Consider the following 19,154-nt stretch of genomic DNA (forward strand, 5'->3'; position numbering starts at 1 on the left):
ATACTGCTCGGGGCTAAAGCCCCTCCTACAAAAGCAGCAGCACCTGATGTCCGCTCCTGCCTTACCAAAGCCATCGCTTATCAACGGGACATCCGGTAACGCCTTGCCCCAAGCAGCCATTTGGCGCCAGCATGCGCTCTGCCTATGATGAATACCTCGCGCCCTCAAGGAGCTGTCATGCGCCGTCTGCTCACCGGCATCACCGTCATCCTGCTGTTGCTGCTCAACACGCTGATCCTCATCGGGCCGATGATGCTCATCGCCCTCGGCAAGTTCGTGCTGCCCGGCCAGGCGCTGAAGGCGGCCTGCTCGCGTCAGGTTATGCATATCGCCGAAGCCTGGGCGGAGAACTGCAAGCGCATCTTTGCGGCGCTCACGCCGACCCAGTGGGATATCCGCGGCAACGCCGAGCTGCGTCAGGACACCTCCTACCTGGTCATCAGCAACCACCAGTCGTGGGTCGACATTCCCGCACTGGTGCAAGCCTTCAACCGCAAGACGCCTTACTTCAAGTTCTTCCTCAAGCAGCAGCTGATCTGGGTGCCGTTTCTCGGCCTGGCGTTCTGGGCGCTGGATTACCCCTTCATGAAGCGCTACAGCAAGGCCAAGCTGGAGAAGCACCCGCACCTCAAGGGTCAGGACCTGGAAATCACCCGCCGCGCCTGCGAGAAATTCCGGGATCTGCCGGTTACCGTGGTCAACTACCTGGAAGGCACGCGCTTCACCCCCGCCAAGCAGGCCCAGCAGGGCTCGCCCTATCAGCACCTGCTTAAGCCCAAGGCCGGCGGGGTGGCCTTCGTACTCGCGGCCCTGGGCGAGCAGCTCGACGCGATTCTGGATGTCACCATCGTTTATGCCGAGGACACGCCGCCCGGTTTCTGGAAGCTGATCAGCGGCCAGGTGCCAAAGGTCATCATGGATATCCGCACGCGGCCGCTGGAGCCGGCGCTGTGGCAGGGTGACTACCAGAACGACCCGGACTTCCGCCTGTACGTGCAGGACTGGGTCAGCGGCTTGTGGGAGGAGAAGGATGCGCTGATCACCCGATTGAAGCAGGAAGCCAAGGGCTGATCCTGTCTATGACCTCTCGGCCCAGACTTGGTCATATTGGCAAAAAATTTGCGAGAGCGGCCATCGGTGCAGTACCTGTGGGAGCGGGCCATGCCCGCGATTTTTCGCGCGCATGGCCCGCTCCCACAATAGATCGGTGACGGCCGCTTTTGCCTTGTACCTGCCGCTTCAGGCACTAATCGTAAACAGGAAACGACTGCATCAGTCCGGCAGGATCATATGGCCGGCTTCGTCGAGCGGCGCGAAGGGATTGTGCGCCAGTTCCCAGAGATGGCCGTCCGGGTCGGCGAAGTAACCCGAGTAACCACCCCAGAACACCTTCTCCGGCGCCTTGACCTGCCGCGCTCCCGAGGCGACAGCGAGCGCCATGGCGGCGTCGACGGCCTCGGGGCTTTCCAGATTGTGCGCCAGGGTAATGCCGGAAAAGCCCACTGGCGCTGCTTCAGGCAGATTGGCGTCCTTCGCCAGCTCGTCGCGCGAGAACAACCCCAGGGCAAGGCCCTTGAGCTTGATGAACACGATCTGTTCCTGGGACGCGGACGAGCGCGTCCAGCCCAGGCGCTCGTAGAAGGCGGCGCTGGCCTGTACATCGGCCACGCCCAGGGTGATCAGGGAAATCCGTCGGTCAAAGCTCATGAGGTGCTCCTTGCAGGTCGAGCCTGACAGGGTAGCAGCCGAACCGGCCGTCGAAAGAAAAAGGTGATCGTTCCCGCGCTCTGCGTGGGAACGCGTTGGCAGGACGCTCTGCGTCCGTACCGTAAATCGTGACGCATAGCGTCACGGGCGGAATGCCCACGCAGAGCGCGGGCACGATCAGCAAGAAAAAGCGGAGCCCTTGGGCTCCGCTTTTCAGCTTCAGGCGGCGCTGAAGGTCTTGTGCGGGTCGATGACGAATTTCTTCGGCACGCCGGCATCGAACTCGCCGTAACCGCGCGGAGCGTCGTCCAGGCTGATCACCTGTACGCCAACCACTTCGGCGATGTTGATGCGGTCCCACATGATGGCCTGCATCAATGCACGGTTGTATTTCATCACCGGGGTCTGGCCGGTGTGGAAGCTGTGCGACTTGGCCCAGCCGAGGCCGAAACGGATGCTCAGGCTGCCGATCTTGGCTGCCGCGTCCACCGCGCCCGGATCTTCGGTGACATACAGGCCGGGGATACCGATCTTGCCGGCCACGCGAGTGACCTGCATCAGCGAGTTGAGTACGGTGGCCGGTGCTTCGTGCTGGGCACCCGCATGGCCATGACCGCGGGCCTCGAAGCCCACCGCGTCGACGGCGCAATCGACTTCCGGCTCACCGAGCAGGTCGGCGATCTGTTCGTGCAGCGGGGTGTCCTTGGACAGGTCGGCGATTTCGAAACCCTGGGCCTTGGCATGGGCCAGGCGCACCGGGTTGACGTCACCGACGATTACCACCGCGGCGCCGAGCAGGCGCGCCGAGGCGGCGGCGGCCAGACCGACCGGGCCGGCACCGGCCACGTATACGGTGGAGCCCGGGCCAACACCGGCGGTCACCGCGCCGTGATAGCCGGTGGGCAGAATGTCGGATAGGCAGGTCAGATCGCGGATCTTCTCCATGGCCTTGTCGCGGTCCGGCAGCTTGAGCAGGTTGAAGTCGGCGTAAGGCACCAGCACGTACTCGGCCTGGCCGCCGGTCCAGTCGCCCATGTCGACGTAGCCGTAGGCGCCGCCGGCACGGGCCGGGTTGACGGTCAGGCACACACCGGTGTGCTGCTCTTTACAGGAGCGGCAACGGCCGCAGGCGACGTTGAACGGAACGGAAACCAGATCACCGATCTTCAGGCTTTCGACGTCGCTACCCTTCTCGACCACCTCGCCGGTGATCTCGTGGCCGAGCACCAGGCCGACCTGAGCGGTGGTACGGCCACGCACCATGTGCTGGTCGGAGCCGCAGATATTGGTGGAAACGACCTTGAGGATGACGCCGTGCTCGATCTTGCGACCGCGCGGATCCTGCATCTTCGGATAGTCGATCTTCTGGACTTCGACCTTGCCTGTGCCGAGATAGACGACACCGCGATTACCAGACATATGAATCTCCTTTCTTCTTGTGGATGCAAGGCGCGTAGGTCTTGCAATGGAGTATTGAAGCGTCTGTCTCGGCACCCGCCGGTAAGGGCAGGACGGCTACCGAGCTGTCGCGCTGACGGTGAGGGCAGCGCGAATGGTCTAGCCAGACTAGCTAGCGTGTGGCGCGGCCGCGGATGCAAAACCGACAGCCGCCGTTCTCTGTGCGGCACCGCCTCCGGTTAAAGGACTACGGTGCGATTGGCGTTGAGGAATACCCGCCGTTCGAGGAAGTAACCGACTGCGCGGGCCAGGGTCAGGCATTCGATATCGCGGCCTTTTGCCACCAGATCCTCGGGGTAGTGCGCATGATCGACGCTTTCCACCCCCTGGGTGATGATCGGGCCTTCGTCCAGATCGTTGTTGATGAAGTGCGCCGTGGCGCCGACCAGCTTGACGCCCTTCTGGTACGCCTGGTGGTACGGCTTGGCGCCTTTGAAGCCGGGCAGCAGCGAGTGGTGGATGTTTATCGCCCGACCGTCCAGCTTGCGGCACAGATCGGCGGACAGCACCTGCATGTAGCGGGCAAGCACCACCAGTTCGGCGCCGGTGTCCTCGACCACCTGCATCACCCGGCGCTCCTGGGCGGGTTTGTCGTTGGGGTCGAGAGGAAAGTGGTGGTACGGAATGCCGTGCCAGTCAGCGAGCGGCTTGAGGTCGGGGTGGTTGGAGACGATGGCGGTGATGTCCATCGGCAACTGGCCGGTGCGCTGGCGATAGAGCAGGTCGTTGAGGCAGTGGTCGGCCTTGGACACCATGATCACCACCTTGGCGCGGTAGCCCGGTGGCGTCAGCTCGGTGCGCATGTCGAACGGCGCAGTGCGCTCGTTCAGGCCGGCGAGGAAGGTCGCTTCGTCGAAATCGGCCTGGGTGCGAAATTCCACCCGAATGAAGAAGCGGCTGGCCAGGCGGTCATCGAAGCTGTGGTGCTCGGTGACGTAGCAGCCCTGCTCGAACAGGTAGCGGGTCACCACATCCACGGTGCCCAGGAGGCTCGGGCAGTGTGCGGTGAGAATCCAGGTGTCGGGGGTGCGGCTCATGAAAGCGATTCCTTATGCAGATCGCTCCCATGCGCCGACCGGCAGTGCACGACGGGGAGCGTCGTTGGCTGCGCTTGTGCGCAGCCTTTGGGAGTGGTGAAGCAAAGCAGGAGCGGGGTCTGTACTCGATAATGTGAGAGCGGGCATGCCCCCCAGTCACTTAGGGTGGATGACGCTTCACCTACGCGGCCCGACCCATCCACCCTTGCGATCCCAAGGTGGACGAAAAAAGCGTCGTCCACCCTACGGTTCCAACGTCCTCAAGCCTCCACAGCCAACCCGTACTCGGCGCTGGCATCCTGCAGCCACAGCCAGAAATAGTCGGAGAAGCTGCGGCGGATCAGCAGTTCCCAGGTCTCCTCGCCGGTACGGCGGATAACCAGCTGGGATTTGGCGAACACGGTGCCGACGGCTTTGCCCACCGGGAAGTTCTTGGGGTGCACGTCGTAGCTGCTGGATTTCATCAGCAGCTCGCGCACCTTCGGCCCGGACAGCTCCAGCAGGGTCTGCCCGCCGCTGACGTTGACCACCGAGATGTGCTGGCCATCCAGAGCGGCGCGCAGCTTGCCCTCTACTTCGAACTCGCTGCCGCCAGGCACGATCAGCAGCCATTCATCCGGGCCCAGCCATTGCAGCGAAGTGTCGCCGTTGGCCACCAGGGTCAGTGCACTCGGCAGTTCCAGGCCCAGGGCCTTGTGCACGCCGCCGGCGAAGTTGGCATCGGCGGCGTCACCGCGCAGTACCAGATGGCCCAGCAGTTTCTTCTCGCGCAGCGTCACCCCGGCGCCGGCGCGGCCCTTGCCGGCCAGTTCGTGCAGGCCGGCGTGGTGCAGCGGCGATTGCCCGGCGATGTCGTCGGGGCGTTGCTTGTAGACGTTGACGTTAGACATTCTGGCGGTCCCCTTTCGGGTCATAGAACACGGGACTGACGATTTCGGCTTCGATCACGCTGCCATCGACCAGCGGCGCGAACACCCGCTCGCCGATGCGCTTGAGGCCGCCACGAACCAGGGCCATGGCGAAGGAATGGCCCATCGCGGCGCTCATGTAGCTGGAGGTGACGTGGCCGACCATGGTCATTGGAATCGACTGCTTGGGATCGAACACCAGCTGCGCACCTTCGGGCAGCACCTTGTTCGGATCCACCGGCTTGAGGCCGATCAGCTGCTTGCGGTTTTCCTTGAGGCAGTCCTCACGGTTCATGCCGCGCCAGCCGATCCAGGAGAACGGCTTGGTACGACCCACGCACCAGCCCATGCCCAGGTCGTCCGGGGTGACCGAGCCGTCGGTGTCCTGGCCGACGATGATGAAGCCCTTCTCGGCGCGCAGCACGTGCATGGTCTCGGTGCCGTAAGGCGTCAGGCCGTGTTTCTTGCCGGCCTCGGCGATCTGCTCGAGCACGCCCAGGGCGTAGTCGGCCTGCACGTTGACTTCGTAGGAGAGCTCACCGGTGAAGGAGATGCGGAACACGCGAGCCGGCACGCCGCCGACCTTGCCTTCCTTCCAGGTCATGAACGGGAAGGCGTCCTTGTCCAGGTCGATGTCGGTGACTTCGGCCAACAGCTTGCGGCTGTTGGGGCCGGACAGGGTCATGGTCGCCCAGTGGTCGGTGACCGAGGTGAAGTACACCTTCAGCTCCGGCCATTCGGTCTGGTGGTAGATTTCCAGCCACTCCAGCACGCGGCCGGCGCCGCCTGTGGTGGTGGTCATGACGAAATGGTTGTCGGCCAGACAGGCGGTGACGCCGTCGTCGAAGACCATGCCGTCTTCCTTGCACATCAGGCCGTAGCGGGCCTTGCCTACGTCCAGCTTGGTCCAGGCGTTGGTGTACACGCGGTTGAGGAACTGGCGGGCATCCGGGCCCTGGATGTCGATCTTGCCGAGGGTCGAGGCGTCGAGAATGCCCACCGCATTACGCACGGCCTTGCACTCGCGGGCCACGGCGGCGTGCATGTCCTCACCGTTCTTCGGGAAGTACCAGGGGCGTTTCCACTGGCCGACGTCCTCGAACTCAGCGCCCTGCTGCAGGTGCCACTTCTGCAGAGCGGTGTAGCGTTTGGGCTCGAACAGCTCACCACAGTGACGGCCGGCGATGGCGCCGAAGGTCACCGGGGTGTAGTTCGGGCGGAACATGGTGGTGCCCATTTCGCTGATGCTGATGCCCAGCGAGCGGGCGGCGATGGCCAGACCGTTGATGTTGCCCAGTTTGCCCTGATCGGTACCGAAGCCCAGCGCGGTGTAGCGCTTGACGTGCTCGACCGACTCGAAGCCCTCGCGGGTGGCCAGCTCGATGCCGGCGGCAGTGACGTCGTTCTGCTGATCGACGAACTGCTTCGGCGCCCGCGAGGTGCCTTTATCGTGCGGCACCTGGAACAGCGCGACCGAGGCTTCCTCGATGCGCTTCTCGGCTTTCGGCAGGGTGCCGGTGACCGGTTGGAAGCCCGCATCGGCAGCCGCCTTGGCGCCGGCCTCGAAACCATCGGCGAGGCTGTCGCCCATGCCGAACACACCGTTGACGGCACCGGCGCAGTAACGCTTCTGGAAGCCTTCACCGGGTACGAAAGCGAGGATGTCCTCGCGCCACACCGGGCGGCCGCCCAGGTGCGAGGCCAGGTGCACCACCGGGCTGTAGCCGCCGGAGCTGACGATCAGGTCGCAATCAACGGTCTCGCCTGGGCTGGTGACCTTGTGCTTGGCGGCGTCGATGGCGCAGATGCGCGCACCGGTGACGCGCTTGCTGCCGCGCGCTTCGACCACGGCGCTGCCGGTGAGCACCCGCACGCCACGCCGGCGCGCTTCCTCGACCCAGCTGCCGCGCGGGTTGTTGCGCGCGTCGGCAACGGCCACCACCTGGCGGCCGGCATCGAGCCAGTCGAGTACCACGCGGTAGGCGTAATCGTTGTTGGTCGACAGCACCAGCTTCTGGCCAGGCGCCACGCCGTAGCGGCGCACGTAGGTCGACACGGCGTCGGCCAGCATGTTGCCGGGCACGTCATTGTTGCCGTACACCAGCGGGCGCTCGTGGGCGCCGGTGGCCAATACCACGCGGCCGGCACGCACACGGTGCAGGCGCTGACGCGGCTGGCCCATGGGTGCGACTTCGCCGAGGTGGTCGGTGAGGCGCTGGTGAATGGTCAGGAAGTTGTGGTCGTGGTAGCCGTTGACCGTGGCGCGCGGCAGCAGGGTCACTTCCGGCATGCCTTCCAGCTCGGCGATGGCCTTGGCGGCCCAGTCGGCGGCCGGCATGTCGTCGAGCATCTCGCGGGTGGACAGCAGGCTGCCACCGAACTCTTCCTGCTCGTCGGCGAGGATCACCCGCGCGCCGCTACGACCGGCAGCCAAGGCTGCGGCCAGGCCGGCGGGACCTGCGCCGACCACCAGCACGTCGCAGTGCTGGTTCATGTAGTCGTAGATGTCCGGGTCGTTTTCCTTCGGCGAACGACCGAGGCCGGCGGCCTTGCGGATGTACTTCTCGTAGGTCAGCCACAGGTTCTGCGGGTACATGAAGGTCTTGTAGTAGAACCCGGGCGGCATCATGCCGCCGCCGACCTTGCCGAGAATGCCCATCAGGTCGGTGTTCACGCTCGGCCAGCCGTTGGTGCTGGTGGCGGTCAGGTTCTGGTACAGCGCCTGCTGGGTGGCACGCACGTTGGGGATCTGCGCGGCCTCGGTGGAGCCGATCTGCAGCACGGCATTGGGCTCTTCGGCACCGGCGGCGACGATGCCGCGCGGGCGCGAGTACTTGAAGCTGCGGCCGATCACGTCGACGCCGTTGGCCAGCAACGCGGCGGCCAGGGTGTCACCGGCGTAGCCCTGGTAGCTCTGGCCGTTGAAGTTGAAGGTCAGCGGCTGGCTGCGGTCGATGCGGCCACCCTGGGAAAGACGATTGACCTGGCTCATGCCGTTACTCCTTGGTCAGCGGCCTTTTTCGCGGCGACGGTGGCCTCAGTCACGCTGGGGCGCTCGCCGATCTTGTAGGTTTCGAGAATCTCGTAGCTCACCGTGTGACGGGTGACGTTGAAGTACTGACGGCAGCCGGCGGCGTGAATCCACAGCTCGTGGTGGATGCCGCGCGGGTTGTCGCGGAAGAACAGGTACTCGCCCCACTCCTCGTCGGTGCAGGCGTTGGGGTCCAGCGGGCGGGCGATGTGTGCCTGGCCACCGGCGTGGAATTCTTCTTCGGAACGCAGTTCGCCACAGTGTGGGCAGAAGATGTGCAGCATGTTCGGGACCTCCAGAAAACCATCGTCCCTCTCTCAGCAAGAGAGGGCGCCTTAATCAGTGCGCCACACCGGCTGCGCCGTGCTCGTCGATCAGCGCGCCGTTGTGGAAGCGCTCGATGGAGAAGGCCTTGGCCAGCGGATGCATCTCGCCTTTGGCGAGGCTGGCCGCGAACACGTTGCCCGAGCCCGGCGTGGCCTTGAAGCCACCGGTGCCCCAGCCGCAGTTGAAATAAAGGTTCTTGACCGGCGTCTTGGCGATGATCGGGCAGGCGTCCGGCGTGGTGTCGACGATGCCGCCCCACTGGCGGTTCATGCGTACCCGCGAGAGCACCGGGAACATCTCGACGATGGCCTGCAGGGTGTGTTCGATGGTCGGGTAGGAGCCGCGCTGGCCGTAGCCGTTGTAGCCGTCGATGCCGGCGCCGATGACCAGGTCGCCTTTGTCCGACTGGCTGATGTAGCCGTGCACGGCGTTGGACATGATCACCGTGTCGATGATGGGTTTGATCGGCTCGGAGACCAGCGCCTGCAGCGGGTGCGATTCCAGCGGCAGGCGGAAGCCGGCGAGCTTGGCCAGGTGCCCGGAGTTACCGGCGGCGACCACGCCGACACGCTTGGCGCCGATGAAGCCCTTGCTGGTTTCCACGCCGATCACCGCGCCGTCCTGCTTGCGGAAGCCGATCACTTCGGTCTGCTGGATCAGGTCGACGCCCAGGGCGTCGGCCGCGCGGGCGAAGCCCCAAGCCACGGCGTCGTGACGGGCAACGCCGCCACGGCGCTGCAGCGAAGCGCCGAGCACCGGGTAGCGGGTGTTCTTCGAGCAGTCCAGGTACGGAATCATCTCCGCCACCTGCTTGGCATCGACCACTTCGCCATCGATACCGTTGAGGCGGTTGGCGCTGACCCGGCGCTCGATGTCGCGCATGTCCTGCAGGGTATGGCCAAGGTTGAACACGCCGCGCTGGGAGAACATGACGTTGTAGTTCAGATCCTGGGACAGGCCTTCCCACAGCTTCATCGCGTGCTCGTAGAGGTGCGCGGACTCGTCCCACAGGTAGTTGGAACGCACGATGGTGGTGTTGCGCGCGGTGTTGCCGCCGCCCAGCCAGCCCTTCTCGACCACGGCGACGTTCTTCACGCCGAACTCCTTGGCCAGGTAATAGGCCGTGGCCAGGCCGTGGCCGCCACCGCCGACGATGACCACGTCGTAAACCGGCTTGGGCGTCGGGTTGCGCCACATACGCTGCCAGTTTTCATGGTGGCTGAAAGAATGCTTGAACAGGCCAAAGCCGGAATAGCGCTGCATGGGTAACTCCTGAATTCTGCTTGCCTGTAGAGGGAGTGCTTAAACCGTAGGATGGGTGCAACCCATCGATTGCTGATGGGTTGCACCCATCCTACGGTGCCGAACCTGCGCCTCTACGTAACGACTGTGTCTCAGCGGTAAACCGGGTAATCGGCGCACAGACCCGCGGCCAGACCAGCCACCTGGGCCTCGACATCGGCGTCGCCGAGGTGCTCGAGGATGTCGGCGATCCAGCCTGCCAGTTCACGGCACTGGGCTTCCTTGAAGCCGCGGGTGGTGACCGCTGGCGTGCCGATGCGCAGGCCCGAGGTCACGAACGGCGACTGCGGGTCGTTGGGTACGGCGTTCTTGTTGACGGTGATGCCGGCGCGGCCCAGAGCGGCGTCGGCGTCCTTCCCGGTGATGCCCTGCTTGATCAGCGAGAGCAGGAACAGGTGGTTGTCGGTGCCGCCGGAGACCACATCGAAACCGCGGTCGATAAACACCTGGGCCATGGCCTGGGCGTTCTTGATCACCTGGGCCTGGTACTCCTTGAAGCCGGGCTCCAGCGCTTCCTTGAAGCACACCGCCTTAGCGGCGATCACGTGCATCAGCGGGCCGCCCTGGGCGCCCGGGAATACGGCAGCGTTGAGCTTCTTCTCGATCTCTTCGTTGGCCTTGGCGAGGATCAGCCCGCCACGCGGGCCACGCAGGGTCTTGTGGGTGGTGGTGGTGACCACGTCAGCCAGCGGCACCGGGTTCGGGTACAGGCCGGCGGCGACCAGACCCGCTACGTGAGCCATGTCGACAAAGAGATACGCGCCGACCTTGTCGGCAATGGCGCGGAAACGCGGGAAATCCAGTGTCTTGGAGTAAGCCGAGAAGCCGGCGACGATCATCTTCGGCTTGTGCTCGACGGCCAGACGCTCGACTTCGTCGTAGTCGATCAACCCAGTATCGGTATCGATGCCGTACTGCACGGCGTTGTACAGCTTGCCCGAGGACGACACCTTGGCGCCGTGGGTCAGATGGCCGCCGTGGGCCAGACTCATGCCCAGAATGGTGTCGCCGGGCTGCAGCAGTGCCAGGTAGACAGCCGAGTTGGCGGAAGAGCCGGAGTGCGGCTGCACGTTGGCGTAGTCGGCGCCGAACAGCTGCTTGGCGCGCTCGATGGCCAGCGCCTCGACCTTATCCACATGCTCGCAGCCACCGTAGTAGCGCTTGCCCGGATAGCCTTCGGCGTACTTGTTGGTCAGGCCGCTGCCCTGGGCTTCCATCACGCGCTTGCTGGTGTAGTTTTCCGAGGCAATCAGCTCGATGTGATGTTCCTGACGACGCTCCTCGGCCTGCATGGCACTGAGCAGGGCGTCATCGTAGCCTTGAATCTGATCTTGCTTGCTGAACATCACGTATCTCCCCGGGGCGCCTCGCGGCGCCGCATCTGGCGGTTGCTCGGTATGAGTCTTGTTGCAGCGATGGTATGACTGGCCCTGGCGAGCCAGATGCCTATGTACGCCACGGGAGATTGCGTTTGCGACATGCCTGAGCGTCGCATTTGTGCATGCCTGAGCAGGCCGATGAAAAACTACCTACGTTGCCATTGCTGCGTTAAAAACGGCCTGTTACGCCAGCTCAGAGGTTGCGCAGCGCCACCAGCACCAGGAAATGCGCCGGATAGAAGAGGTACGCCCAGCGCCTGACCGGCGGCACGGGGAATGGCGGCCGGCAGCGCAACAGCAGAAGGCCCAGCAATGGCGCGAACAGACACATGGCCAGCACGCTCCAGGCGAATGGGTCGCCACGGGCGGCATCGGCATAGAAAGGCGCCCAGTAGTTGGCTGCCAGGCAGCCAAGCATCGGCAGCAACCAGCGCGCTCGGGAGCCGCGCAATGCCAACAGAAAGGCCGCCGGCAACAGCGCGCCGAACATGCCGAACATCAGCCACTCATGGGCCAGCACGGCTGTCGCCAGCGCGCCGGCACCCAACCAGCGCGCCTGGATATCGACGCGCTGCACGGCATTGGCGATCAGCAGGCCGAGCACCAGGGTCGGCATCACGTTGAGCGATTCGGCGGTCGGCACCAGCAGCCGGTACGGCCACTCGGAGACCAGCGAGAACAGCAGCAGCCACCCCAGGTAACGGGCGGTCACGCCGCTGGCATCGTCAGCCCTGGACCGTGCGACATTGGCGGCAATCGCCAGGCAGAACAGTGGAAAGGCCAGACGGCCAGGCACATAGAGGAAATACAGCTCGGGCCAGGCATGGCGCAGGTGATCGATCAGCATGGTCAGCAGCGCCAGCCACTTGATCAGATCGAGGGCCGCGTCGCGGCCAGGGGAGGGATGGTGTGGGAAAGAGGAAGGCATGCACGCCCATCACGCTGACGGATAAAGCACCAAGGTAGCGGCAGCCAGCGCCGAGGCGCAAACAGAAAGGGCGGCGTAGAACCTACGCCGCCCTCAAGGCTCACTGCAGCTTCGCGTTGCAGCTGCTCGATGCGGTGACCAGACGCTTCTGCAGTGCCGCATCTGGTGGAACCTGCTTGCTCATCTCGGCCATTTCCGCCTCACTGAACTCCTCGCTGACCTTGGTCGCGGCACAGTCACAGAAGGCAGTGAGCTTCTCCTGGGAGTGGCCGGACTGAGCGCCCTTCACGCATTCCTGCACGAAGGTCGACTTGGCTTCCGGCGACCACTGCTGAGCGGCGGCAGCCGGCAGGGCGAAAGCGAGCGGTGCGAAAAGGGCGATCAGATGACGGTAGCTCATGGTGGGCTCCTGTAGCTTGGGATCGGTGAGTCCTGGTAATGAACTCTCTGCCTTGTGAGCCCATCGGCGCCCGTGAGTTCACAATTAATGGCGCACCTTGGCATGGAACAATATGTCGCCCCGGCGAGTGCGACGCAGCGGTGCGGCGAGATAAAGTAACGGCATACGCCCGCACGGGGCGATGCAGAAAAGGACCCTTCAATGCCCGACAACGCTCAGCAATTCGCCAGCGACAATTACTCCGGAATCTGCCCCGAGGCCTGGCAGGCCATGGCCGAGGCCAATCAGGGCCACCAGCGCGCCTACGGCGATGACGAATGGACGGCCCGCGCCGCCGACCATTTCCGTCGCCTGTTCGAGACCGACTGCGACGTGTTCTTCGCCTTCAACGGCACCGCCGCCAACTCCCTGGCCCTCGCCTCGCTGTGCCAGAGCTACCACAGCGTGATCTGTTCGGAGACCGCCCACGTCGAGACCGACGAATGCGGCGCGCCGGAGTTCTTCTCCAACGGCTCCAAGCTGCTGACCACCCGCACCGAACAGGGCAAGCTGACACCGGCCTCGATCCGCGAGATCGCCCTCAAGCGCAAGGACATCCACTTCCCCAAGCCGCGGGTGGTCACCCTGACCCAGGCCACCGAAGTCGGCACCGTCTACCGTCCCGAGGAAATCCAGGCGATCAGCCAGACCTGTGACGAGCTGGGCCTGAACCTGCACATGGACGGCGCGCGCTTCTCCAACGCCTGCGCCTTTCTCGGCTGCACGCCGGCCGAGCTGACCTGGAAGGCCGGCGTCGACGTGCTGTGCTTTGGCGGCACCAAGAACGGCATGGCGGTTGGCGAAGCGATTCTGTTCTTCAACCGCGACCTGGCCGAAGACTTCGACTACCGCTGCAAGCAGGCCGGTCAGCTGGCCTCGAAGATGCGCTACCTGTCGGCGCCCTGGGTCGGCATCCTGCAGGACGATGCCTGGCTGCGCTACGCCAACCACGCCAATCACTGTGCCCAACTGCTCGCCAAACTGGTGGAAGACGTGCCGGGCGTCAGCCTGATGTTCCCGGTCGAGGCCAATGGCGTGTTCCTGCAGATGTCCGAACCGGCCATCGCCGCCCTCACCGCCCGCGGCTGGCGCTTCTACACCTTTATCGGCGCCGGCGGCGCGCGCTTCATGTGCTCCTGGGATACCGAGGAAGCACGGGTTCGCCAGCTGGCTGCGGATATCCGCGAAGTCATGGCCGCCTGATCGACGTGATGGGCCGGCCGCGTTCCGGCCCATCATCTTTATCCCCGCAACGCCCTGCCCGCCGCTCCAGCTCCACTTCTGTGGATAACATCCTTATCCCCACCAAAAAGACGAACCTGATCCTCACGAGCCACCCCATTAAACGGGCTCAGGCTTCGACTGCCTGTGCGCAGTCATCCCCGAGATCCCCAGATCCCGTGGAAGGCACTGTGCATAAACTGTCGGCATCCTGCTGCAGGCCAGGCATCCCAAGGGCTCCAGGAAATCGTACAAAAAACGTTCTATTTCAATAGATTGGGCATTGGGTTACGCACAATCGCTGTGCAGGAAGACTTTCACAACCTGTGCATAGATGCCTGTATCCCCCGTTATTAGAGGCTTACAGCACCATGATTATATTTTGATCAACGGTATTCCGCGCGTCGTCATCCACACCCTAGCTTAGAAGTTTGTACCGCTTGTGGAAATTCTTCCCCAACAAGCGGGGACGATAATGGGGATAAGCTGTCGGCAAAACGCTGTAGCCCTTGTTTTTACTGGCCTTCGGCTTGTCGGACAAAAAATGAGCAGCATCAATGGCTTGGCAACTTATCTACACACAGAAACTGTGTGCGCTTCTGTGAATAAGTTGTATCGAAAGAGCTGCAGGCCTTTAACTACGCGGCGCTGACAGAAGTGATCATTTATTGACCAGGCTACGGAGAGCAGCGTTTATGGGACCACAGCGCCATAACGCCTGAGGTACGGTGAATAAACCACAATGCACTTTCCCCAAACTCCGTGGATCAAGCTGTGCAAAAACTGTCTTAATCAGGCTACAGGCCATGAATGACGGGGCCTTCAGAGACACGTTCAAAAAACGACCAGAAGAATCGCCGTTTTCTCAGCCGAGACACTGCATGCAACTGTGCACAGCACTGTGGATAAGCTGTTCAAGCAGAGTGGCATCGAACGCGCAGGAGGGGTTGCAGCCGCGAGCGCTTTCCAGCCCCCACTGCGGCAGCCTGCGGGATTTCCCCAAAGCCCTACCAATCACCTATGTTTGGTGAGCATTGGCCAAACACCCGCCAACCTTGCACACAATTACTGTGCGCCGGGCTGTGGATAAACTGTTGGATAGCCGCCATAGCGCCCGCAAGCCGGGCGCTATGGCGAACTGATCAACCTTTGATCAGCAGATCAGTACTCGATGCTCACATCGTTACGCGGCACGCTGCAGCAGGACAGGATGTAACCCTCGGCCACGTCCTCGTCGGTGATCCCGCCGTTATGTTCCATGTCCACGTCGCCCGCTGTCTTGAGCACCTTGCAGGTACCGCAGATGCCCATACCGCAGGCCTTGGGGATATGCAGGCCAAGTTTGGCCGCCGCGGCATGCACGGTTTCGCCCGGGCCGACTTGGATGCTTTTGCCGGTGCTGATGAAAGACACCTGGTTGCGCTCGGCAGCCGGCACCTCCGGCGCGTCGGCAGCCAGCTCAGCCAGCTCCTTGACCTCCTGACGCACTTCGGCAGGCACCGGTCCGAAGGCCTCCTCGTGATAGCGGCTCATGTCGAAACCCTTGGCTTCGAGCAACCGCTTGACCGCCGCCATATAAGGCGTCGGGCCGCAGCAGAAGATTTCCCGCTCCAGGTAATCCGGCGCCATCAGTTCCAGCATCGGCTGGTTGAGGTAGCCGCGGTAGCCCGACCAGGACTCGCCCAGGCCGTGCTTTTCGCAGATCACATGCAGGTTAAAGTTGTTGATCCGCGCGGCCATGTGCTCCAGCTCGCGCTGATAGATGATGTCTTTCGGCGAGCGGGCACTGTGCACGAACACCATATCGACGTTGGCGTTGGTGTCGTAGAACCAGCGCGCCATCGACATCACCGGGGTGATGCCCACCCCCCCGCTGAGAAACAGCACCTTGTCGGCAGGAAAGTCGATGGCATTGAACAGCCCGACCGGGCCGTGCACCGCCAGCTCCTGGCCCTCGGACAGGTTGTCGTGCAGCCAGTTGGAGACCTTGCCGCCCGGCACCCGCTTGATGGTGATGGAAAAGCTGTACGGCACCGACGGCGAACTGGAGATGGTGTACGAACGCATCACCGGCTGGCCGTCGATCTCCAGCTCCAGGGTGACGAACTGCCCCGGTTTGAAGAAGAACAGCACGGGCTGGTCGGCCATGAAACAGAAGGTGCGGACATCCCACGTTTCCTGGATGACCTTGACGCAACGCACAACGTGGCGGCCATTGCTCCAGGTCTGGGTAGTGACGGGATAGAGGAAGTCGTTCGACATGTCGGTTCTCTCGCGCACGCAGGCCGCTCACCGGCCCATTCTTTGCCGCGATTGTGCGCAACGCCTCTGGCGCTCATTTACCTGCCAGCGACATCGGCATGCTCACCGCGACCTGCCCCGTAGACACTGGCGTACCCAGTCGGGAACTGATTCGGCCATGTCGCCCATGGATAAGGTTCGCGCCGCGCCCGGCTCCACACTCGCCCCCAAGCCGAACAGGATAAGAGCGTCCGCCGCAGCCCCCTGAGCAATGCGCCATTCGGCAGGCGATCCGGGCCAGGCGACGCCACCTTGCGTCAACCGCACCAGCCTATTTCATAGCGGCCGCACCCGCGGCCGCCACGAGGAGTTCTCCGATGACCGTCACCTCTACCCTGAGCCTTGGCGACCCGCTGGAACCGGCACGCGCCGCAGCCGCTGAAATGCTGCAGAACCGCGAGCGCACCTTTTCCCTGCCGCAGCCGTTCTACAACGACGAGCGGGTGTTCCAGCTCGACATGCAGGAGATCTTCCACAAGGAATGGCTGATCGCCGGCATGACCTGCGAGATCCCAGCCAAGGGCAACTACCTTACCCTGCAGATCGGCAACAACCCGATCATCGTCATCCGCGGCGCCGAGGGCGTCGTACACGCCTTCCACAACGTCTGCCGCCACCGCGGCTCGCGGCTGTGCACCAGCGACAAGGGCAAGGTCGCCAAGCTGGTTTGCCCGTACCACCAGTGGACCTACGAAGTGGACGGCCGCCTGCTATTCGCCGGCAGCGAAATGGGCGCCGACTTCAACCTGGCCGACTACAATCTCAAGCCGGTGAACTGCAAGACCGCCGGCGGCTACATCTTCATCTCCCTGGCCGAAAACCCGCCGGCCATCGATGAGTTCCTCGCCACCCTGGCGCACTACATGGAACCTTACGACATGGAGAACGCCAAGGTGGCCGTGCAGACCACCCTGATGGAAAAGGCCAACTGGAAGCTGGTGCTGGAAAACAACCGCGAGTGCTACCACTGCAACGGTTCGCACCCGGAACTGCTCAACACCCTGCTGGAATGGGACGACACCAACGATCCCCGCGCGACTCAGTCGTTCAAGGACCACGTGGCCGAATCCGCCGCCAAGTGGGAAGCCGAGAAGATCCCGTACCTGCACGCCGGCTTCGGCCTGCGCAACCGCATCGTGCGCATGCCGCTGCTCAAGGGCACCGTGTCCATGACCATGGACGGCAAGCAGGGCTGCAAGAAACTGATGGGCCGCATCCAGAACCCAGACCTGGGCTCGATGCGCATCCTGCACCTGCCGCACTCCTGGAACCACGCCATGGGCGATCACCTGATCGTGTTCACCGTATGGCCGATCAGCGCCCAGGAAACCATGGTCACCACCAAGTGGCTGGTGCGCAAGGACGCCGTCGAAGGCGAAGACTACGACGTGGCCCGCCTGCGCGAAGTCTGGGACGCCACCAACGACCAGGACCGTCGCCTGGCCGAGGAAAACCAGCGCGGCATCAACTCCACCGCCTACCAGCCTGGCCCGTACTCGAGAACCTACGAGTTCGGCGTGGTCAACTTCATCGACTGGTACAGCGAACGCATGCTCAGCAACCTGGGCGCCGCCCCGGCGCCGTATCTGCGGGATGTGAAGACGCAGTAAGCGGCTGAGAATAAAAAGCCCCGCCAGCTAACCTGGCGGGGCTTTTTGCGTCACAAGGAAGACTCAGGGCAAGCCAATCACCCGCCCGACATAAACAGAACGCGGCGCTCCATGCTGCGCCTCGACCAGCTCAGCAATTCGCTCAGCCACCTCACCATCGAACGGCGCCGAACGACCATTGGCCGTGTCGATATTCATCAGCATCTGCTCGCTCTCGGCCACCACCTGGCGGTCGTCGCAGCGCTCCAGCAGGTGGTGGATATGCAGGCGCTTGCGGTCGTGGCCGAGCAGTTGGGTGCGCACCTGCAGCTCGACGCCGAGTTTCACCTCGGCGAGAAAGTTGAGGTGGCACTCCATCGTGTAGAGCGTGTGACCGGTGCGCGCCCTGCCCGCCTCGTCGAGGCCAATTAGATCCATCAGCCCGTCGGTGGCGAAGCTGCAGATCAGCAGGTAATAGGCGTCGCGCAGGTGGCCGTTATAGTCGACCCAGGTGGGCTGCACCGCGGTTTTGTAGGTAACGGACAGCATACTCAGTCCTCGAAGGCGAAGCCGTGACGGGCCTTGGTCTGGCGCACGGCATTGAGCACCGCCAGCAGGCAGTCATCGCGATAGCGCTCCAGCTCGGCGAGGCTGCGCTGGCCCTGCTGTACGCCAGTGCCGGCGACCACATCGTCGATCAACGCCTCGGTCAGCTCGGGGGCCTGCAGGTAGGTCCAGGGCAGTTTCAACGCTGGCCCGAACTGGGCCATGAAGTGGCGCATGCCAGCGTCGCCGCCAGCCAGGGTGTAGGTCAGGAAGGTGCCCATGAACGACCAGCGCAGGCCGGCGCCAAAGCGGATCGCGTCGTCGATCTCGCCGGTGGTCGCCACGCCATCGTTGACCAGGTGCAGAGCCTCGCGCCACAGCGCTTCGAGCAGGCGGTCGGCGATAAAGCCCGGCACCTCCTTGCGCACATGCAGCGGGCGCATTCCCAGTGCGCTGTAGATGCTGATGGCCGCCTGTACCGCTTCGGGCGCGGTGCGCTCGCCGCCGACCACCTCGACCAGCGGCAACAGATACACCGGATTGAACGGATGGCCGACCACACAACGCTGCGGGTGCTGTGCCTCGGCGTAGAACTCGCTGGGCAACAGACCCGAGGTGCTGGAGCCGATGATCACGTTCGAGCGCGCCGCGGCGCTGATCCGCGCGTGCAGGTCGAGCTTGAGGTCGAGCCGCTCGGGCGCGCTCTCCTGAATGAAATCGGCATCGCGCACGCAGGCGTCGAGGTCAGCGAAAAAGCGCAGGCGCTGCATCGACGAGCCGGGCGCCAGCCCCTGCTTTTCCAGCGCCGGCCAGGCATTGGCGATGCGCGTGCGTAGGGCTGCCTCGGCGCCGGGTGCCGGGTCCCAGGCGTGTACGTCCAGGCCATGGGCCAGGGCGCGGGCGATCCAGCCGGCGCCGATCACACCGGTGCCCAGTGCAGCGAAAATCTTGATGTCGGTTACGAAGGACATGGCAGGCTCC

General features: G+C 63.7%; 16 protein-coding genes. 3 read left to right on the forward strand and 13 right to left on the reverse strand.

Translation table 11 applies throughout. The features are described 5' to 3' along the window. The first annotated feature begins 177 nt into the window (after nucleotides 1-177). Nucleotides 178-1,071, forward strand: coding sequence for an acyltransferase (locus BM279_RS22430; RefSeq protein WP_093507546.1), 894 nt, complete (start codon nucleotides 178-180; stop codon nucleotides 1,069-1,071). A gap of 201 nt (nucleotides 1,072-1,272) precedes the next feature. Here BM279_RS22430 and BM279_RS22435 read toward each other — a convergent pair whose 3' ends face one another. From BM279_RS22435 to BM279_RS22480, 10 genes are all read right to left on the reverse strand, one after another. Beyond that, nucleotides 1,273-1,707 (reverse strand): VOC family protein, encoded by a 435-nt coding sequence (locus tag BM279_RS22435; RefSeq protein ID WP_093507548.1) that lies wholly within the window; start codon nucleotides 1,705-1,707, stop codon nucleotides 1,273-1,275. Nucleotides 1,708-1,926: 219 nt separating this feature from the next. Beyond that, nucleotides 1,927-3,126, reverse strand: a complete 1,200-nt coding sequence (gene fdhA / locus BM279_RS22440; protein WP_093507550.1) for a formaldehyde dehydrogenase, glutathione-independent — start codon at nucleotides 3,124-3,126, stop codon at nucleotides 1,927-1,929. A 218-nt stretch (nucleotides 3,127-3,344) separates the two neighbouring features. Next, a complete protein-coding gene (gene purU, locus BM279_RS22445) occupies nucleotides 3,345-4,202 on the reverse strand; it encodes a formyltetrahydrofolate deformylase (protein WP_093507552.1) in 858 nt (285 codons plus the stop codon). 260 nt (nucleotides 4,203-4,462) lie between these two features. Continuing rightward, nucleotides 4,463-5,092, reverse strand: a complete 630-nt coding sequence (locus tag BM279_RS22450) for a sarcosine oxidase subunit gamma (protein WP_027904338.1) — start codon at nucleotides 5,090-5,092, stop codon at nucleotides 4,463-4,465. After that, complete coding sequence (locus tag BM279_RS22455; protein ID WP_093507554.1) at nucleotides 5,085-8,102, reverse strand: sarcosine oxidase subunit alpha; 3,018 nt, start codon at nucleotides 8,100-8,102, stop codon at nucleotides 5,085-5,087. The genes BM279_RS22450 and BM279_RS22455 overlap by 8 nt, the downstream gene beginning before the upstream one ends. Next, the gene (locus BM279_RS22460; RefSeq protein WP_013793301.1) at nucleotides 8,099-8,425 is read right to left on the reverse strand and encodes a sarcosine oxidase subunit delta; all 327 of its coding nucleotides are present in this window, start codon (nucleotides 8,423-8,425) and stop codon (nucleotides 8,099-8,101) included. The genes BM279_RS22455 and BM279_RS22460 overlap by 4 nt, the downstream gene beginning before the upstream one ends. Nucleotides 8,426-8,480: 55 nt before the next feature. Then, nucleotides 8,481-9,731 (reverse strand): sarcosine oxidase subunit beta family protein, encoded by a 1,251-nt coding sequence (locus BM279_RS22465; protein ID WP_013793302.1) that lies wholly within the window; start codon nucleotides 9,729-9,731, stop codon nucleotides 8,481-8,483. 131 nt (nucleotides 9,732-9,862) lie between these two features. Beyond that, complete coding sequence (gene glyA / locus BM279_RS22470) at nucleotides 9,863-11,116, reverse strand: serine hydroxymethyltransferase (RefSeq protein WP_027904335.1); 1,254 nt, start codon at nucleotides 11,114-11,116, stop codon at nucleotides 9,863-9,865. 226 nt (nucleotides 11,117-11,342) lie between these two features. Then, complete coding sequence (locus BM279_RS22475; RefSeq protein ID WP_093507556.1) at nucleotides 11,343-12,077, reverse strand: TraX family protein; 735 nt, start codon at nucleotides 12,075-12,077, stop codon at nucleotides 11,343-11,345. A 100-nt stretch (nucleotides 12,078-12,177) separates the two neighbouring features. After that, entirely contained in the window at nucleotides 12,178-12,477 is a 300-nt protein-coding gene (locus tag BM279_RS22480; RefSeq protein ID WP_013793305.1) for a hypothetical protein, read from the reverse strand. A 201-nt stretch (nucleotides 12,478-12,678) separates the two neighbouring features. Here BM279_RS22480 and BM279_RS22485 point away from each other — a divergent pair, with 201 nt between their 5' ends. After that, nucleotides 12,679-13,719 carry a threonine aldolase family protein gene (locus BM279_RS22485; RefSeq protein WP_027908578.1) on the forward strand — a complete coding sequence of 347 codons (1,041 nt, stop codon included), beginning with the start codon at nucleotides 12,679-12,681 and terminating at the stop codon, nucleotides 13,717-13,719. 1,179 nt (nucleotides 13,720-14,898) lie between these two features. Here BM279_RS22485 and gbcB read toward each other — a convergent pair. After that, the gene (gbcB, locus tag BM279_RS22490) at nucleotides 14,899-15,999 is read right to left on the reverse strand and encodes a glycine-betaine demethylase subunit GbcB (protein WP_093507558.1); all 1,101 of its coding nucleotides are present in this window, start codon (nucleotides 15,997-15,999) and stop codon (nucleotides 14,899-14,901) included. 356 nt (nucleotides 16,000-16,355) lie between these two features. On the opposite strand from gbcB, the gene gbcA reads away from it, so the two are divergent. After that, on the forward strand, nucleotides 16,356-17,648 hold the full coding sequence (gene gbcA / locus BM279_RS22495; protein WP_093507560.1) for a glycine-betaine demethylase subunit GbcA: 1,293 nt from the start codon (nucleotides 16,356-16,358) through the stop codon (nucleotides 17,646-17,648). A 63-nt stretch (nucleotides 17,649-17,711) separates the two neighbouring features. On the opposite strand, the gene BM279_RS22500 is transcribed toward gbcA, so the two are convergent. Both BM279_RS22500 and BM279_RS22505 read right to left on the reverse strand, forming a co-directional pair. Further along, entirely contained in the window at nucleotides 17,712-18,176 is a 465-nt protein-coding gene (locus tag BM279_RS22500) for a thioesterase family protein (RefSeq protein WP_093507562.1), read from the reverse strand. A 2-nt stretch (nucleotides 18,177-18,178) separates the two neighbouring features. Further along, complete coding sequence (locus BM279_RS22505; protein WP_093507564.1) at nucleotides 18,179-19,144, reverse strand: L-carnitine dehydrogenase; 966 nt, start codon at nucleotides 19,142-19,144, stop codon at nucleotides 18,179-18,181. Nucleotides 19,145-19,154: the final 10 nt, after the last annotated feature.

The sequence above is a fragment of the Phytopseudomonas straminea genome (assembly GCF_900112645.1).
In the GTDB taxonomy this organism is placed as follows: Bacteria; Pseudomonadota; Gammaproteobacteria; order Pseudomonadales; family Pseudomonadaceae; genus Aquipseudomonas; species Aquipseudomonas straminea.